Source organism: Streptomyces sp. NPDC046977 (genome assembly GCF_040644455.1).
GTDB lineage: Bacteria > Actinomycetota > Actinomycetes > Streptomycetales > Streptomycetaceae > Actinacidiphila.
Window position 1 is genome coordinate 119,090 of the sequence record NZ_JBEYWO010000014.1, and the last position, 13,088, is coordinate 132,177.

Genomic DNA, 13,088 nt, shown 5'->3' on the forward strand with positions numbered 1-13,088 from the left:
GCCGCATAGGATCCGGCCATGGCACCGCGACCTGTGCAGGTCAACATCAAGGCTCGTGATCACTTGGCGGTCGGCCGGTTCTGGGCGGAGGCGCTCGGCTGGAACGTCTTCCGGCCCGGCGCGACCACCTATGTCGGACCCGGCGAGGGCTTCGCCTGGCCGGACCCGGTCGCCGTCGGCATCGACGTCGTTCCCGTCCCGGAGCCCAAGGGACCGGCAAAGAACCGGCTGCACCTGGATCTCGCCACCACGTCCGCCGCCCATCAGGCGGAGCTGGTCGACCGCCTCCTGGCGCTCGGCGCGACACCCGTCGACGTGGGCCAGGGGGATGTCCCGTGGACGGTCCTCGCGGACCCGGAGGGCAACGAGTTCTGCGTGCTGGAACCCCGGGAGGTCTACCGGGACACCGGACCGATCGCCGCCCTGGTCGTCGACTGCGCGGACCCGCGGGCCATGGCCCGGTTCTGGGGGGAGGCGGTGGACTGGACCCTGCGCGAGGTGAACGACGACCACGCGGTGCTGCGCTCCACCAGGGCCGGCGGGCCCTACCTCGACTTCTACCGCACGCCCGAACCGAAGACCGTGCCGGACCGCGTCCACCTCGACCTGCTGCCGTACCCCGGTGACGACAAGGAGGCGGAGGCGGAGCGGCTGCGGGCCCTCGGCGCCCGCGACCTCGACATCGGCCAGGGGGACGTCCCGTGGACCTGCCTGACCGACCCCGAGGGCCATGAGTTCTGCGTCCTCGCCCCGTCCTGACCCGGAGCCCCTACGGCACTCGGCCACCCTGTCCGGACGCCGCGGTGCGGCAGTACCCTGGGGTTCCGGGCCGCCGGGCTCCGGACTTCGTGATCAGGGAGGGAACGATGAGCGCACAGCCCCACTCCCAGGTCCCGCGGCCACCGCGCGACGACGCCGCCGAGGCCGCTGTGGACGCCGCTCTGCGCGAGGCCCGTTTCGGCAGGCTGCCCGAGCGTGTCCCGCTGGAGAAGACCGTCGAGAGCCGGCCCGTCGCCGCCCCGAACGATCCCGGTTTCGGCAGGAACCCGGACACGGACTGGCTCATCCGCTACTGCGCGTGAGCAGCGGCTGAAGCCGGGCGTCAGGACATCAGACGACGATGAGGTCCCAGGCCGTCATCGCGTCCGCCAGCCGCAGGTGGGGACGCGCCTCCGCGCTGCGCCCCAGGCGCTCCAGCGAGCGGCCCAGCAGCAGGTGCGCGTGGGGGTCGTTCGGCTCGGTGCGCAGAATGTGCCGGAGTTCCTTCTCCGCCTTCGTGAACTGGGCGGAGTAGTAGTAGGACCGCGCCAGGAGCATGCGAACCGCCAGGTTGCGGGGTGCCACGTCCACGATGCCGCTCAGTTCCTTCGCTGCCGCCCTGTAGTGCTGGCCGTTGAAGTAGAGCGTCGCTCGTTTGAACGTCTCCGCAGTCGAGCTGTTCATGCGGGGGCCCTTTCCGTTTCCGACGTCGCTGTCGTGACAGCGCCCCTCCGGGTGGTGGGTGGTCGCCGGTCCGATGACCGACAGGGGTGCCAACCGCCCGGAGTGTCCGTTTGTTCCGCCCTTGGGGCGGATCTGTTCGCGGCGGGGTGGTGTGTGTCACACGGGTGGCGCCGGCTTCTGCCGTGTGACGTGACCCGGGCCGGGCGCGGCCGGGCAAGGTGCCGCTTTGCTGCCAGAGGGCGGGCCGGGCACCGGGTCCGCACGCGGAGCGCGCGATGAACCGCCCGCCGCTACCGCGGGGCGAACCGGTCCGCCCCGGAGGGCCCCGGCGAGCCGAGGTCGATCCATACGCCGTTCTCCGCGGAGCGCAGCCGCGCGGAGAGTCCCGCGTCGTCGAAGGCCCGGTCGATGTCGGCGCGGTCCTCGGTGAAGTGGGCCCAGCTGTCGCAGTGCGCGGGGACCACGAGGGGCGATCCCAGGACGGAGGCCGCTGCGCTCGCGCGCTCCGCGGTCAGCGTCAGCGGGCGGTTGCGGCTGCGTACGGGCACCCGCGCGCCGCCCATGAAGAGCACGGCGATGTCCACGGGCGGCATGCGCCGGGCGATCTCGGCGACGACGCCGACGGAGGCGTTGTCGCCGCTGACGTACACCGTGGGCAGTCCCGTGCCGCTCAGGACGAAGCCGGTGACCTCGCAGTTCACCTGGTTTTGTTCGTCCCGTTCGCCGTCGTCGGGGCCGTGCTGCGCGGGCACCGCGTGAACGGTGACGGTGTCCCCGCCGGGCCGGGGCAACTCCACGCTCTCCCAGACCGCGAGACCGCGGGCGGGGTGCCCGAGCCGGCGCGCGGAGGCGGGCCCGGTGAGCACCAGCGAGGACGCCAGGGCGAAGGCCCGGCCGCGCACGTCGAGGTTGTCGGGGTGGAGGTCGTGGCTGACCAGGACGGCGTCCACGGGGGCGAGTTCGTCCTCGTGGACGGCCGGGCCGGCGGTCTTGGTGAGGTATCCGTGCTCCCCGGCCTCGTCGAAGGTGGGGTCGGTCACCAGCCGCAGCCCCCCGATGTCGAGGACGACGGTGGGGCCGCCGACGACGCAGACCGCGCACGCCCGGCGCTCGGGACTGATGCGAGGGGCCACGGCGGCACCCGCCTCTCTTTCGCGGACCGTCGACCAGGGCGGCCCTAGTAGGTCGAGAAGTCGGCCATCATGGCCATGTCCTCGTGCTCCAGGTTGTGGCAGTGGAGCATGAAGTGGCCGGTGTAGTCGGTGAAGCGGACGGCCACGTCGACGGTCTCCCCGGGCCCCATCGCGATCGTGTCCTTCCAGCCGTGGTCGAACGGCCCCGGTGCCTTGCCGTTGCGGGACACCACGCGGAAGGGGTCGAGGTGCACATGGATCGAGTGGAAGAAGACCGATCTGAAGCGCCAGATCTCGACGGTCCCCAGCTTCGCGCGGGTCAGTGAGCGGCCCGGCAGATAGGGCTTGCCGTTGATCGTCCAGCCGCTGCGGCCCGAGTGCCGGAACTCGAAGGTCCGGGTGGCGACGGCCTTCGCGGGGTTGAGGACGGTCTCGGCCCGCAGCGCCAGCCGGTCGGGGACGCGGGCGTCGTCGTGGACGGCACGCGTGGACGGCGAGACGTCGAAGCGCATGACGTCGGCGGTGGTCCGGCTGCCGAAGTGGTTCACCACGCGGACCTTGGTGCCGGGCCGGTAGCGGGAGAAGTCCACGACGATGTCGAAGCGCTCACCGGGTGCCAGCCGCAGGTTGTCGTGGGCCAGGGGGCGCTCCAGCAGGCCGCCGTCGCTGCCGATCTGCACCAGGCCCTTGCCGCCGGGGGGCGGCGGGTCGAGTGCGAGCTTGTAGTAGCGGACGTTGGAGGCGTTGAGCAACCGGAGCCGGTAGCGCCCGCGTTGGACCCGGTGCACGGGCCAGGGGGCCCCGTTGACCAGGATGACGTCGCCCTGGACGCCGGCGGTGTGGTTGCGCGAGACGCCGGGGGAGTGCATGCCCGGGTCGCCCGGGTACATCAGCGAACCGTCCGCCTCGAAGGCCCGGTCGGTGATCATGAGGGGGATGTCCCGCTCGCCGCGCGGGAGGGCGAGGGCGCCGTCCTCGTCGTCGCCGAGCAGGTGGAAGCCCGCCATGCCGTGCCAGACGGCCGATCCGGTGTAGCCCATGCGGTGGTCGTGGTACCACATGGTGGACGCACGCTGCTGCATGGGATACGTGTACGTGCGCTCGCCGTAGGCGATGGTGCCGTGTGTCTCGCCCATGTCGTCCATGCCCGCCATCGCGTCCTTGACGGACAGGCGGCTGTTGACGGGCATCGTCAGGTCGATCGGGTACCCGTCGCTCTCCGACGGGGTGTGGCCGCCGTGCAGATGGACGACGGTCGGCTGCGGCAGCTCGTTGCGGTGCCGCACGATGGTGCGCCTCCCGGCGCGGGACATGATCGTGGGCCCGGGGAAGGTGCCGTTGTACGTCCAGCAGCGCGTGCGCAGGCCCGGCAGGATCTCCAGCTTCGCCTCGCGTTGCACGATCTGGAACGTGTCGGTGCCGCCCGCGCTCTGCAGTGGCGGCGGTGCCGCGGGGATCGGCAGCGGCACCTGGTAGGGGCGGGGAAGCGGGGCCTTGCTCCGCAGGACGCCGCCTGGTGGCACGTCGGCGGGGGACAGGGCCGTGGCGCGTGCCGCCACCCCCGCCCCGATGACCGCTGCCGCACCTGTGGCGAGAAAGCGGCGCCGGTCGATACCTCGGATCACGTTGGCTCCCATCCACGCCGATTTGATCGTTTTACGGCTTTCGTCAGCATAGGGCTGCACCGTACACACGAAAGGGTGGGACACGCGTGCCAGGACGACACCCGTCACGCCCGGCGAATAGACATATGAACGCACTAAAAGCCCCTGGTCCGGGCCCCGCTCGCGCGGGAACCCGGACCAGGGGCAACGGCCGTCCGGCGCCTCAGGCCGACGGCGGGCGCACCTCGGCCGCCGGGGCGAGGACCGGGCCCAGCAGGTCCGGCAGGCCGAGACGGTGGTAGAAGCGCTCACGGATGTGGTCGGCGACGACCGACACGACCTCGGACCCGTCGTCGGCCGGGTCGATGTGGGTGCGGAAGGGACGACTGCCCGCGGGCAGCCCGACCACACGGACGATCTCCCGTGCCACGTCGGCGACATCGGCGTTCTCGGGGGTCATCGCCGCGAGCGCCCGGCCGACCTGGTCCGTCATGCCCGCGTACCGCGCCTCGTACGCCTCCGCGACAGCGCGGTCGGCGGCGTACCCCGCGTTGGCGAAGTGCTCGGTGCCGCTGGTGAAGGCGCCGGGGACGACGATCGTCGACTCGATGCCGAAACGGGCGAGTTCGGCCGCGTAGCTCACGGCGAGCGCGTCCATGGCGGCCTTCGCCGCGAAGTACGGCGCGAGGTACGGCGGGGTGCCGCCGCGGGTGCTGGAGGAGCCGACCCACAGCAGCAGTCCGTGGCCCTGCTCGCGCAGCAGGGGCAGGGCGGCCCGGTTGACGCGCTGGGTGCCCAGCACATTGGTGTCGTAGACGTCGGCCAACTGCTGGGGCGTGAAGGCCTCCGCGGGGCCGAGCACCATGTGCCCGGCGTTGTGCACGAGCACGTCGAGCCCGCCGGTCTCCGCCACGACGCGGGCCACCGCGCGGTCGGCGCTTCCCTGGTCGAGCACGTCGAGTTCGACCACGCGCAGGTCGATGCCCTCGCGGGCGGCACGCTCGCGGACCGCCTCCGCGCGGGCGGCGTTGCGGCCCTCGATGTCGCGCATGCTCGCGTAGACGGTGTGGCCGGCGGCGGCCAGGGCGTGGGCGGTCAGTGCGCCGAATCCGGAGCCGGCGCCGGTGATGAGGATGGTGGAGGACATGTGAACGACTCCTTGGAGCGGGTGGGGCCCGGCCCCGGCGGCGGTGTGCCGGGGCCGGTGGGTGAGGGGGTGAGGGGGATGAAGGATCGATGGGTGCGACCGGTGGAGCGGGTGCGGCGGCGCGGGGGCCGTCAGATGGCTCCGCCGTTGGTGTAGATGACCTGGCCGTTGACCCAGCGGCCGGGTCCGGCGAGGAACGAGACCACCTGGGCGGCGTCCTCGGGGGTCCCCAGGCGCCCGAAGGCGGACACCGAGGAGAGGCGGTCGATGGTGGCCTGGTCCTTGCCCTCCAGGAACAGCGGGCTGGCGGTCGGGCCGGGGGCGACGGCGTTGGCGGTGATGTCGCGGCCGCGCAACTCGCGGGCGAGGATCAGCGTCATGGCGTCCACCGCGCCCTTGGTGGCGGCGTAGGCGGTGTAGCCCGGCAACGCGAGCTTGGTCACGCTGGTCGAGAAGTTGATGATGGCACCGCCGGCGCGCACGCGCCGCGCGGCCTGCTGGCTGACGACGAAGGTGCCGCGCACATTGGTGCGGTGCATCCGGTCGAAGTCGGCGAAGTCCAGTTCCGCCAGCGGGCTCAGCAGCATGACCCCGGCGGTGTTCACCACCACGTCGACGCCGCCGTAGGCCTGCTCGGCCTGGTCGAACAGGGCGGCGACCTCGTCCTCGTCCGCCACGTCGGCCCGGACGGCCATCGCGGTGCCGCCGGCGGCGACCACGGCCTCGACGGCCTCCTTGGCGCGGCCGGGGCCGCCCGCGTAGCCGATGACGACCTTCATGCCGTCGGCGGCGAGGCGCTCGGCCGCGGCCCGGCCGATACCACCGGAGCCGCCGGTGACGATCGCGACCCGGTCGGTGGTGGAGGTGGCGGCGGCGGAGGCGGCGGAGGTGCTCATGGCAAGGGGTCCTTCCGGTGTGGGACTTCCGTGGCCGGGCGGCCGTGGAAGCGTTTTATGGACGCGGGGTCCATATAAGCACACATGTAGACGCCGCGTCTATATAAAATGTTCCCGAGACCCTGAACCGAGGAAGAGGACCGTCATGACATCAGCATCAGAACCCGTCCGCCGCGGCCGCGGCCGCAGGCCGGCCGACGAAGTACGCGCCGACATCCTCGAGGCCGCGGGCGCGCTGCTGCTCGCCGACGGCATGGCCGCGTTCACCATCGAGCGGGTGGCCAACGCCGCCGGCGCCAGCAAGATGACCATCTACAAGTGGTGGCCCTCCAAGGGCGCTCTCGCGCTGGACGGCTACTTCGCCGCGGTCCGCGGCACGCTGGCCTTCCCCGACACCGGCGACATCGCCGCGGACCTCACCGCCCAGCTGCGCGCCTTCGTGCGCCTGATGACCGGCACCCGCGCCGGGCGGATCGTCGTCGAACTGGTCGGGCAGGCGCAGACCGACCCGGACCTGTCGGCGGCGTTCCGGGAGCACTACTCGGGCCCCCGGCGCGCGTTCGCCGCCGAGGCGATCGGCCGGGCGCAGCAGCGCGGCCAGATCCGCCCCGAGGTCGACCCGCAGGTGCTCGTCGACCAGCTGTGGGGCGCCTGCTACCACCGCCTGCTGATCCCCGACGAGCCCCTCACGGAGGAGTTCGCGGTCGCCCTGGTCGCCAATCTGATGGCCGGCATCGGAACCCCCGGCGGCGGTGCGTAGCGCCCCCGTCCCCGCCCTACGCTGAACCCCGCACCGCCACTGGACTGGACCGCCGCAAGCACCGGGAGCCGACATGCCGCTGTACTTCGAGGACTTCCGCGCGGGCCAGGAGTTCACGACCCAGGGCCGTACGCTCACCGAGTCCGACGTGGCCTCCTTCGCCGCGTGGAGCTGGGACACCAACCCCGTCCACACCGACGCCTCCTTCGCCGCGGGCACGCGCTTCGGCGAGCGGATCGCCCACGGGCTGCTCGGCGTCTCCGTCGCCATGGGGCTCGCCTCGCGACTGGGCGTCTTCGAGGGCAGCTCGATCGCCCTCCTCGGTATCGACGACTGGCGCTTCCGCAGCCCCCTGCTGGTCGGCGACACCGTGCGCTGCCGCGTCGCGATCCTGTCCACCCGCCTGACCGGCCGGGGCGACGCGGGCATCCTGAACCGCAGGTTCGCACTGCTCAATCAGCGCGACCAGGTCGCCCAGGAGGGGAACATCGACCTCATGGTCGCCTTGCGTCCCTCCGGGGACGGCGAGCACTGACGCCGTCCGCGGTGGTCTCGGCGTCCGCGGTGTTCTGGGCGTCCGCGGCGTTCTTGCCGCGTGGCAGCAGCGCCGGTGCCTGCAGCAGCAGCCCGAGGGTGAGCAGCCCGGCACCGAAGCCGGTCAGCGCCTCCCAGCCGCCCAGGTGGTAGGCGACGGAGCCGAGTTGGGACCCCAGCGCGCCGCCGACGAAGAACACCGCGATGTACGCGCTGTTCAGCCGGGCACGGGCGGTGGGGGCGAGCCGGTAGACCGTGTGCTGACCGAGCACGAGGGAGGTCTGGACGGCCATGTCGATCAGTACGGCGGCCAGTGCGAGCAGCAGGATCTGGTGCCGGCCGAGACCGGCCAGGACGAACGCGAGCGCGCCGGTGGCGAAGGCGGCGGCCGTCATCGGCCGGGTCAGTCCGTGGTCCGCCCAGTGGCCGGCCAGGGGTGCCACGGCCGCACCCCCCGCCCCGGCCAGCGCGAACAGGGCCACCCCGATCTGTGAGTAGTGGAACGGCGGCCCGGTGAGCACATAGGAGACCGTCGTCCAGAACGCGCTGAACCCGCCGAACATCAGTGACTGGTACAGCGCCCGCCGGCGCAGGACCGCGTGCCGGCGCAGCAGCCCGGCGGTGGAGCGCAGCAGCCGCCCGTACGGCAGGGTGGCCGGCGGCGGCCGGCTGGGGAGCGCCCCGCGCAGTGCCACCGCGAGGACGGCCATCAGCCCCGCCGAGAGCAGGTACACCGCGCGCCATCCGGCCGCATGGGTGATCAGGCTGCTCAGGGTGCGGGAGAGCAGGATGCCGGTCAGCAGCCCGCTCATCACGCGGCCCACGACGCGCCCGCGCAGATGGTCCGGGGCGAGTCCGGCGGCGAAGGGCACCAGGATCTGGGCGACGACGGACACCGCGCCGGCGACCAGCAGCGCCCCGGCGAGTACCCCGAACCCGTGTGCCGTCCCCGCGACGACGCACGCCGCCGTGGCGACCGCCAGCAGGATCGTGGTCAGCCGCCGGTTCTCGACGCGGTCGCCGAGCGGGACGAGGAGGATCATGCCGGCCGCGTAGCCCGCCTGGCCGACGGTGATCAGCGTGCCGGCCGTCAGCTCGCTGATGTGCAGCGACTGCCGCAGTACGGCCAGCAGCGGCTGGGCGTAGTAGAGGTTGGCGACCGTCAGCCCGCACGCGACCGCCAGCAGCAGGACGAGCCGTCCGGACGGGGCCTGCCCCGCCGCCGGCAGGGCCCGTTCGCGCGGGCCGGCGCCGGGCCGGCTGCAAGGGCGGCCGGGCGGGTCGGGCGGGTCGGATCGGTGGATGAGCGGCATCGGCACCTGGGCGGTGAGGGACGGGGCTATATACGTGTAACAACCACATTCCCTCGGAACTGCCCCGTTACCCGTCCCCGGTGATGATGAGTGGGGCGGATGCTCCGCTCGTCACCCCACCCCGACACCCCGCAGCCCCGCCGCCCGACCGCAAAGGTGCCCCGATGCCCCAGGTGCAGGTCATCGCCCGCTACACCGTCTCCGAGGGTCACGAGGACGAGGTGTTCGCCCTGCTGCCCGTGCTGGCCGAGGCGAGCCGCGCGGAACCGGGCAACGTCTCCTTCGAGGTCTTCCACGCGCTCGGTGACGCGCGGGACGTCGTGCTCCTGGAGCGGTACGACTCCCCGCGGGCCTTCGCGGCCCACCGCGACTCCCTCCACTTCAAGGACCTGGTCCTCCGGCGGATCGCCCCCCTGCTGGTCAGCCGGGTGGTCACGACCTACGAGGCCGGCGAATAGCCCCGGGACGCCGTATCAGGTCTGGAACTGGTTGATCCCGCCGTCCACGTAGAGCTCGCCGCCGGTGGTGAAGGAACTGCGGTCGGACGCGAGGAAGAGCACCGCCTCCGCCACCTCCTCGGGCCGCCCGAGCCGGCCGAGGGGAACGCCCTGGGCCAGGGCGGACTGGAAGGCGTCCTTCTCGTTCGGGTCGGGCGCCAGGCCTCCGAGGCCCGGGGTCTCGACCGGGCCGGGGCTGACCGCGTTGACCCGGACGCCGCGGTGGCGCAGTTCGTTGGCGAGGGAGCGGGTGAGGGTGCGCAGCGCGCCCTTGGTGGCGGAGTAGACGCTCAGGCCCTCCTTGGCCGCGGTCCGCTCGGTGGAGGCGTTGATGACGATCGAGGCACCCCGGGGGAGGAGCGGCAGTGCCTTCTGGACGGTGAAGAACACGCCCTTGACGTTGGCGGCGAAGGTCGCGTCGAAGTACTCCTCGGTGACCTCCTCCAGCAGCAGCGTCCGGCCGGTGCCCGCGTTGGCGAAGATGACGTCCACCTGCCGGCCGCGGTCGGTGACGGCGGCGTACAGGCGGTCGATGTCGGCGAGATCGGACACGTCGCCGCGCACGCCCACGGTGTCGCCGCCGATCGCGGCGACGGCGGCGTCGAGGGCCTCCTGACGCCGGCCGGTGACGAAGACCAGGGCGCCCTCCTCCGCGAACCGCCGTGCCGTCGCCAGGCCGATGCCCGTCGTGCCGCCGGTGACGACCGCCGTCCTGCCGGTGAGTTCTCCCATGGTTCGCTCCCGTCCGCTCGGGGTCGGCCATCGCCTTCCCATCGTCGCAGCGGGTGCTGAGGACCGGCGACCGCGGCGGGCTCAGGAACGGGCCGGGCCGGGGGCCGCCGTGCGTCGCCGGTGGCGTGCCGCCTTGGCGCTGTTGCCGCAGCGGTCCATGGAGCACCACTTGCGCGGCCTGCCCTTGCCGGCGCCGTTGTCGAGGTAGATCATGCGGCAGATCTCCGCGTCGCAGGTGCGCAGCAGATCCCGGGTGCGCGGATCGGTCGTCACGGCGATCAGGTCGCGGGCCACCGCGGAGAGCAGTTCGGCCGTCGTCAGCCGCGGAGCGGGCGGGTGTGCGAGCCGTCCCCGCGTGTCGGTCCGCAGCCGGGGCGCCGGCGGGGCGACCCGGGCCAGTGCGTTGACCAGGTCCACGGATTCCGGTCGCGGGGCGCGGTCGTCCAGGTGGGCCGTGACGACGTCGTGGGCGGCGCCGCGCAGTTCGCGCAGTGCGGCGAGGAGCGCGGCCGGGTCCTCGTCGTCCCTCGGGGCGAGGCCGACCCCCGCACACCATTCGCGCAGGCGCTCGGGACCGTCGAGGCGTTCGACGGGCGTGCTGGGACGGCGCCCGACGGTGGCGACCAGGTCGAGCGACAGCGAGCCGGCGTCGAACCGCAGCGACCTTGCCTTGGCGGTGATCCGGGTCCGCGGGGTGGCCGGGGCTTCCACGCTCATGCGACAATAGTAACCGGAAAGACGGTTACCAAGGACGGACGATGCGATCCTGGATGCGCGCGGCCTCGGCGATGTTCGTCGTCGGCTGGGGCGCGAACCAGTTCTCGCCGCTGCTGCTCGTCTACCGCGCGGACAGCGGGGTGACCGCGAGCGTGGTCACCACCGCGTTCGCGGCCTACGCCGCCGGGCTGATCCCGGCGCTCCTGCTGGCGGCGCGCTTCGCGCAGCGCTTCGGACGGCGGGAGGTGGTGTGCGCCGCCCTGGTGCTGTCCGCCGTCGCCTCGGCCGTCCTCCTGGCCGGCGGCGACCGGTTCTGGGCACTGATGCTGGGACGGCTGGTGGCCGGTGTCGCGTCCGGCGCCGCCTTCGGGCCGGGCACGGCATGGATCAAGGACCTGTCGGCGGACGCCGGACCCGGCGCGGGCGCGCGGCGCGCCGCCGTCGCTCTGTCGGCGGGATTCGGCGGCGGCCCGCTGGTGGCGGGCATCCTCGCGCAGTGGCTGGCGGCGCCCGAGGCACTGCCCTATCTCGTGCACCTGTGCCTGACGGCGGCCGTGGCACCGTTCGTGTGGAACGCGCCCGATCCCGCCGTGCCGGATGTCGCGGCGACCGCCGCCGGCGGTTCCCGGCAGGCCCGCCCCCGGCTGCGGACCGCCCTGCTCCAGCGGGAGTTCCGCTGGGAGGTCGCCCCCTCGGCGCCGCTCGTCTTCGGCGCGCCCACCACGAGTTTCGCCGTGCTGCCCGCGCTCGTGCCGCTGCACGGCCCGGACATCGCGGCGGGCGGCGGCATCGCCGGACTCACCCTCCTCACCGGCCTGCTCGTCCAGCCGCCGGCCCGCCGGCTGTCCCGCCGCGGCTCCCATGTGACCCGGCGCTGGGGTCTGGCCGCCGCCGTCCTCGGATTCCTCCTCGCCGCGGCGGCCGTCCGGCTGGCGGAACCCGTCCTGCTGATCCCCGCGGCGATGGCCCTCGGGGCCTGCTACGGGCTGCTCCTGGTGGCCGGGCTCAGCCAGGTGGAGGGCTGGGCCGGGCCGCGCGACCTCGCGGGCGCCGCGGCGGTCTTCTACTGCCTGGCCTACCTCGGATTCGTCACGCCGCTCGTCGTCACCGCGCTGCACGGCGTCCTGCCGCCCGCGCCCCTGTTCGTCTGCGCCGCCGCCACGGCGGCAATCCTCATCCCGGCGACCGCGCTGCTGCGCAGGGCATCGCCCGGGCACCCGAGTCACACCGGCTGAACCGGAAGGAAAGCACGTCATGCGCATCGTGGTTGTGGGAGCGGGCGGCGTCGGAGGCTACTTCGGCGCCCGGTTGGCCGAGGCGGGCCACGAGGTCACCTTCGTGGCGCGCGGCCGGCACTTGGCGGCCGTACGGGAACGGGGGGCGCTGCTGGTGCGCAGCCCGCTGGGGGACGTCCGGGTCGGCGCCGGGCACTTCGTCGAGTCGCCGGCCGACGTGCGCGAGGCCGATGTCGTCCTGGTCGCCGTGAAGCTGTGGGACACCGAGGACGTCGCGGCCGGGCTGCGGCATCTCACCGACCGCGGGGCCCGTGTGCTCTCCCTCCAGAACGGCGTGGAGAAGGACACGGTGCTGCGCCGCCACCTGCCGGACGACGCCGTGTGGGGCGGTGTCTGCTACATCGCGGCGGTCATCGAGGAGCCCGGCGTCGTCGTGCACCGCGGGGCGCTGCAGCGGATCGTTCTCGGCGCCTACGAGGGGCGGCCGGCGGACGGCGTGGCCGAGTTCCAGCAGGCGTGCGTGAAGGCCGGTATCGACGCCGAGGTGGGCGCGGACATCGCGCGGACGGTCTGGGAGAAGTACGTGTTCCTCACCGGGCTGTCCGCGACGACCACCGCCGTGCGGCAGCCGATCGGCGTCATCCGCCGCAATCCCGGCTCCCGCGAGCTGCTGCGCGAGGTGATGGCCGAGGCCGTCGCCGTCGGGCGTGCCGCGGGTGTGGACCTCGACGAGGCGTTCACCGACGCGCAGATGGCCGCGGTCGACGGCCTCCCGGCCGGCATGGCCTCGTCCATGGCCCACGACCTGGAGCGCGGCAACCGGCTCGAAGTGCCGTGGCTCAGCGGCGGGGTCGTCTCCCTGGGACAGCGGCTCGGCGTGCCCACGCCGCGCAACCGGACCGTGGCCGACATCCTCGCCCCGTACGAACTCGGCCGTCCGGCGTCCCCGGACGCCTGACCCCGGCCGCCGGGCCGGGGCGCGTGTCGAATGGCCCCACCCCGGCTACCGCCTCGAGGGGCCGACCGTGCCGGCCACGGGACGACTCTCCCCCAGGTGCGACGCAGCGCACCTGGGGG

15 protein-coding genes are annotated in these 13,088 nt (G+C 73.3%); 7 read left to right on the forward strand and 8 right to left on the reverse strand.

Annotated features, from left to right (window positions below; translation table 11 throughout):
* The first annotated feature begins 18 nt into the window (after positions 1 to 18).
* Both ABZ883_RS22010 and ABZ883_RS22015 read left to right on the forward strand, forming a co-directional pair.
* Complete coding sequence (locus ABZ883_RS22010) at positions 19 to 759, forward strand: VOC family protein (RefSeq protein ID WP_360908488.1); 741 nt, start codon at positions 19 to 21, stop codon at positions 757 to 759.
* 107 nt (positions 760 to 866) lie between these two features.
* Positions 867 to 1,082 carry a hypothetical protein gene (locus ABZ883_RS22015; RefSeq protein ID WP_360908490.1) on the forward strand — a complete coding sequence of 72 codons (216 nt, stop codon included), beginning with the start codon at positions 867 to 869 and terminating at the stop codon, positions 1,080 to 1,082.
* A 28-nt stretch (positions 1,083 to 1,110) separates the two neighbouring features.
* On the opposite strand, the gene ABZ883_RS22020 is transcribed toward ABZ883_RS22015, so the two are convergent.
* The 5 genes from ABZ883_RS22020 to ABZ883_RS22040 all read right to left on the reverse strand — a co-directional run bounded on the left by ABZ883_RS22020 (position 1,111) and on the right by ABZ883_RS22040 (position 6,223).
* The gene (locus ABZ883_RS22020) at positions 1,111 to 1,443 is read right to left on the reverse strand and encodes a tetratricopeptide repeat protein (RefSeq protein ID WP_360908492.1); all 333 of its coding nucleotides are present in this window, start codon (positions 1,441 to 1,443) and stop codon (positions 1,111 to 1,113) included.
* Between the two features lie 290 nt (positions 1,444 to 1,733).
* A complete protein-coding gene (locus ABZ883_RS22025) occupies positions 1,734 to 2,576 on the reverse strand; it encodes an MBL fold metallo-hydrolase (protein ID WP_360908493.1) in 843 nt (280 codons plus the stop codon).
* 44 nt (positions 2,577 to 2,620) lie between these two features.
* On the reverse strand, positions 2,621 to 4,213 hold the full coding sequence (locus tag ABZ883_RS22030; protein ID WP_360908495.1) for a multicopper oxidase domain-containing protein: 1,593 nt from the start codon (positions 4,211 to 4,213) through the stop codon (positions 2,621 to 2,623).
* A 190-nt stretch (positions 4,214 to 4,403) separates the two neighbouring features.
* Positions 4,404 to 5,327 carry an SDR family NAD(P)-dependent oxidoreductase gene (locus tag ABZ883_RS22035; protein WP_360908498.1) on the reverse strand — a complete coding sequence of 308 codons (924 nt, stop codon included), beginning with the start codon at positions 5,325 to 5,327 and terminating at the stop codon, positions 4,404 to 4,406.
* A gap of 131 nt (positions 5,328 to 5,458) precedes the next feature.
* The gene (locus tag ABZ883_RS22040) at positions 5,459 to 6,223 is read right to left on the reverse strand and encodes an SDR family oxidoreductase (protein ID WP_360908500.1); all 765 of its coding nucleotides are present in this window, start codon (positions 6,221 to 6,223) and stop codon (positions 5,459 to 5,461) included.
* 145 nt (positions 6,224 to 6,368) lie between these two features.
* Between ABZ883_RS22040 and ABZ883_RS22045 the strand changes: the two genes are divergently transcribed.
* Positions 6,369 to 6,983, forward strand: a complete 615-nt coding sequence (locus tag ABZ883_RS22045; protein ID WP_360908502.1) for a TetR/AcrR family transcriptional regulator C-terminal ligand-binding domain-containing protein — start codon at positions 6,369 to 6,371, stop codon at positions 6,981 to 6,983.
* A gap of 73 nt (positions 6,984 to 7,056) precedes the next feature.
* Positions 7,057 to 7,518 carry a MaoC/PaaZ C-terminal domain-containing protein gene (locus ABZ883_RS22050; protein ID WP_360908504.1) on the forward strand — a complete coding sequence of 154 codons (462 nt, stop codon included), beginning with the start codon at positions 7,057 to 7,059 and terminating at the stop codon, positions 7,516 to 7,518.
* Here the strand turns inward: ABZ883_RS22050 and ABZ883_RS22055 are convergent.
* A complete protein-coding gene (locus ABZ883_RS22055) occupies positions 7,478 to 8,830 on the reverse strand; it encodes an MFS transporter (RefSeq protein WP_360908506.1) in 1,353 nt (450 codons plus the stop codon). The two genes, ABZ883_RS22050 and ABZ883_RS22055, sit on opposite strands and share 41 nt — an antisense overlap.
* A gap of 164 nt (positions 8,831 to 8,994) precedes the next feature.
* Here ABZ883_RS22055 and ABZ883_RS22060 point away from each other — a divergent pair, with 164 nt between their 5' ends.
* Positions 8,995 to 9,288: a putative quinol monooxygenase gene (locus ABZ883_RS22060; RefSeq protein ID WP_360908508.1), complete on the forward strand. Its 294-nt coding sequence runs from the start codon at positions 8,995 to 8,997 to the stop codon at positions 9,286 to 9,288.
* Between the two features lie 15 nt (positions 9,289 to 9,303).
* Here ABZ883_RS22060 and ABZ883_RS22065 read toward each other — a convergent pair whose 3' ends face one another.
* Both ABZ883_RS22065 and ABZ883_RS22070 read right to left on the reverse strand, forming a co-directional pair.
* Positions 9,304 to 10,059, reverse strand: coding sequence for a glucose 1-dehydrogenase (locus tag ABZ883_RS22065; RefSeq protein ID WP_360908509.1), 756 nt, complete (start codon positions 10,057 to 10,059; stop codon positions 9,304 to 9,306).
* Positions 10,060 to 10,140: 81 nt separating this feature from the next.
* Complete coding sequence (locus ABZ883_RS22070; protein ID WP_360908511.1) at positions 10,141 to 10,776, reverse strand: CGNR zinc finger domain-containing protein; 636 nt, start codon at positions 10,774 to 10,776, stop codon at positions 10,141 to 10,143.
* Positions 10,777 to 10,817: 41 nt separating this feature from the next.
* Between ABZ883_RS22070 and ABZ883_RS22075 the strand changes: the two genes are divergently transcribed.
* Together ABZ883_RS22075 and ABZ883_RS22080 are read left to right on the forward strand one after the other, a co-directional pair.
* Complete coding sequence (locus ABZ883_RS22075) at positions 10,818 to 12,011, forward strand: MFS transporter (protein WP_360908513.1); 1,194 nt, start codon at positions 10,818 to 10,820, stop codon at positions 12,009 to 12,011.
* Positions 12,012 to 12,030: 19 nt separating this feature from the next.
* Positions 12,031 to 12,969, forward strand: coding sequence for a 2-dehydropantoate 2-reductase (locus tag ABZ883_RS22080; protein ID WP_360908515.1), 939 nt, complete (start codon positions 12,031 to 12,033; stop codon positions 12,967 to 12,969).
* Positions 12,970 to 13,088: the final 119 nt, after the last annotated feature.

Excerpts from the sequence above, each read along its gene's own strand:
- ABZ883_RS22055 (WP_360908506.1), bottom strand. The coding sequence starts at position 8,830 with ATGCCGCTCATCCACCGATCCGACCCGCCCGACCCGCCCGGCCGCCCT.
- ABZ883_RS22075 (WP_360908513.1), top strand. The coding sequence starts at position 10,818 with ATGCGATCCTGGATGCGCGCGGCCTCGGCGATGTTCGTCGTCGGCTGG.
- ABZ883_RS22060 (WP_360908508.1), top strand. The coding sequence starts at position 8,995 with ATGCCCCAGGTGCAGGTCATCGCCCGCTACACCGTCTCCGAGGGTCAC.
- ABZ883_RS22050 (WP_360908504.1), top strand. The coding sequence starts at position 7,057 with ATGCCGCTGTACTTCGAGGACTTCCGCGCGGGCCAGGAGTTCACGACC.
- ABZ883_RS22010 (WP_360908488.1), top strand. The coding sequence starts at position 19 with ATGGCACCGCGACCTGTGCAGGTCAACATCAAGGCTCGTGATCACTTG.
- ABZ883_RS22015 (WP_360908490.1), top strand. The coding sequence starts at position 867 with ATGAGCGCACAGCCCCACTCCCAGGTCCCGCGGCCACCGCGCGACGAC.
- ABZ883_RS22065 (WP_360908509.1), bottom strand. The coding sequence starts at position 10,059 with ATGGGAGAACTCACCGGCAGGACGGCGGTCGTCACCGGCGGCACGACG.
- ABZ883_RS22035 (WP_360908498.1), bottom strand. The coding sequence starts at position 5,327 with ATGTCCTCCACCATCCTCATCACCGGCGCCGGCTCCGGATTCGGCGCA.
- ABZ883_RS22030 (WP_360908495.1), bottom strand. The coding sequence starts at position 4,213 with ATGGGAGCCAACGTGATCCGAGGTATCGACCGGCGCCGCTTTCTCGCC.
- ABZ883_RS22020 (WP_360908492.1), bottom strand. The coding sequence starts at position 1,443 with ATGAACAGCTCGACTGCGGAGACGTTCAAACGAGCGACGCTCTACTTC.
- ABZ883_RS22070 (WP_360908511.1), bottom strand. The coding sequence starts at position 10,776 with ATGAGCGTGGAAGCCCCGGCCACCCCGCGGACCCGGATCACCGCCAAG.
- ABZ883_RS22045 (WP_360908502.1), top strand. The coding sequence starts at position 6,369 with ATGACATCAGCATCAGAACCCGTCCGCCGCGGCCGCGGCCGCAGGCCG.
- ABZ883_RS22080 (WP_360908515.1), top strand. The coding sequence starts at position 12,031 with ATGCGCATCGTGGTTGTGGGAGCGGGCGGCGTCGGAGGCTACTTCGGC.
- ABZ883_RS22040 (WP_360908500.1), bottom strand. The coding sequence starts at position 6,223 with ATGAGCACCTCCGCCGCCTCCGCCGCCGCCACCTCCACCACCGACCGG.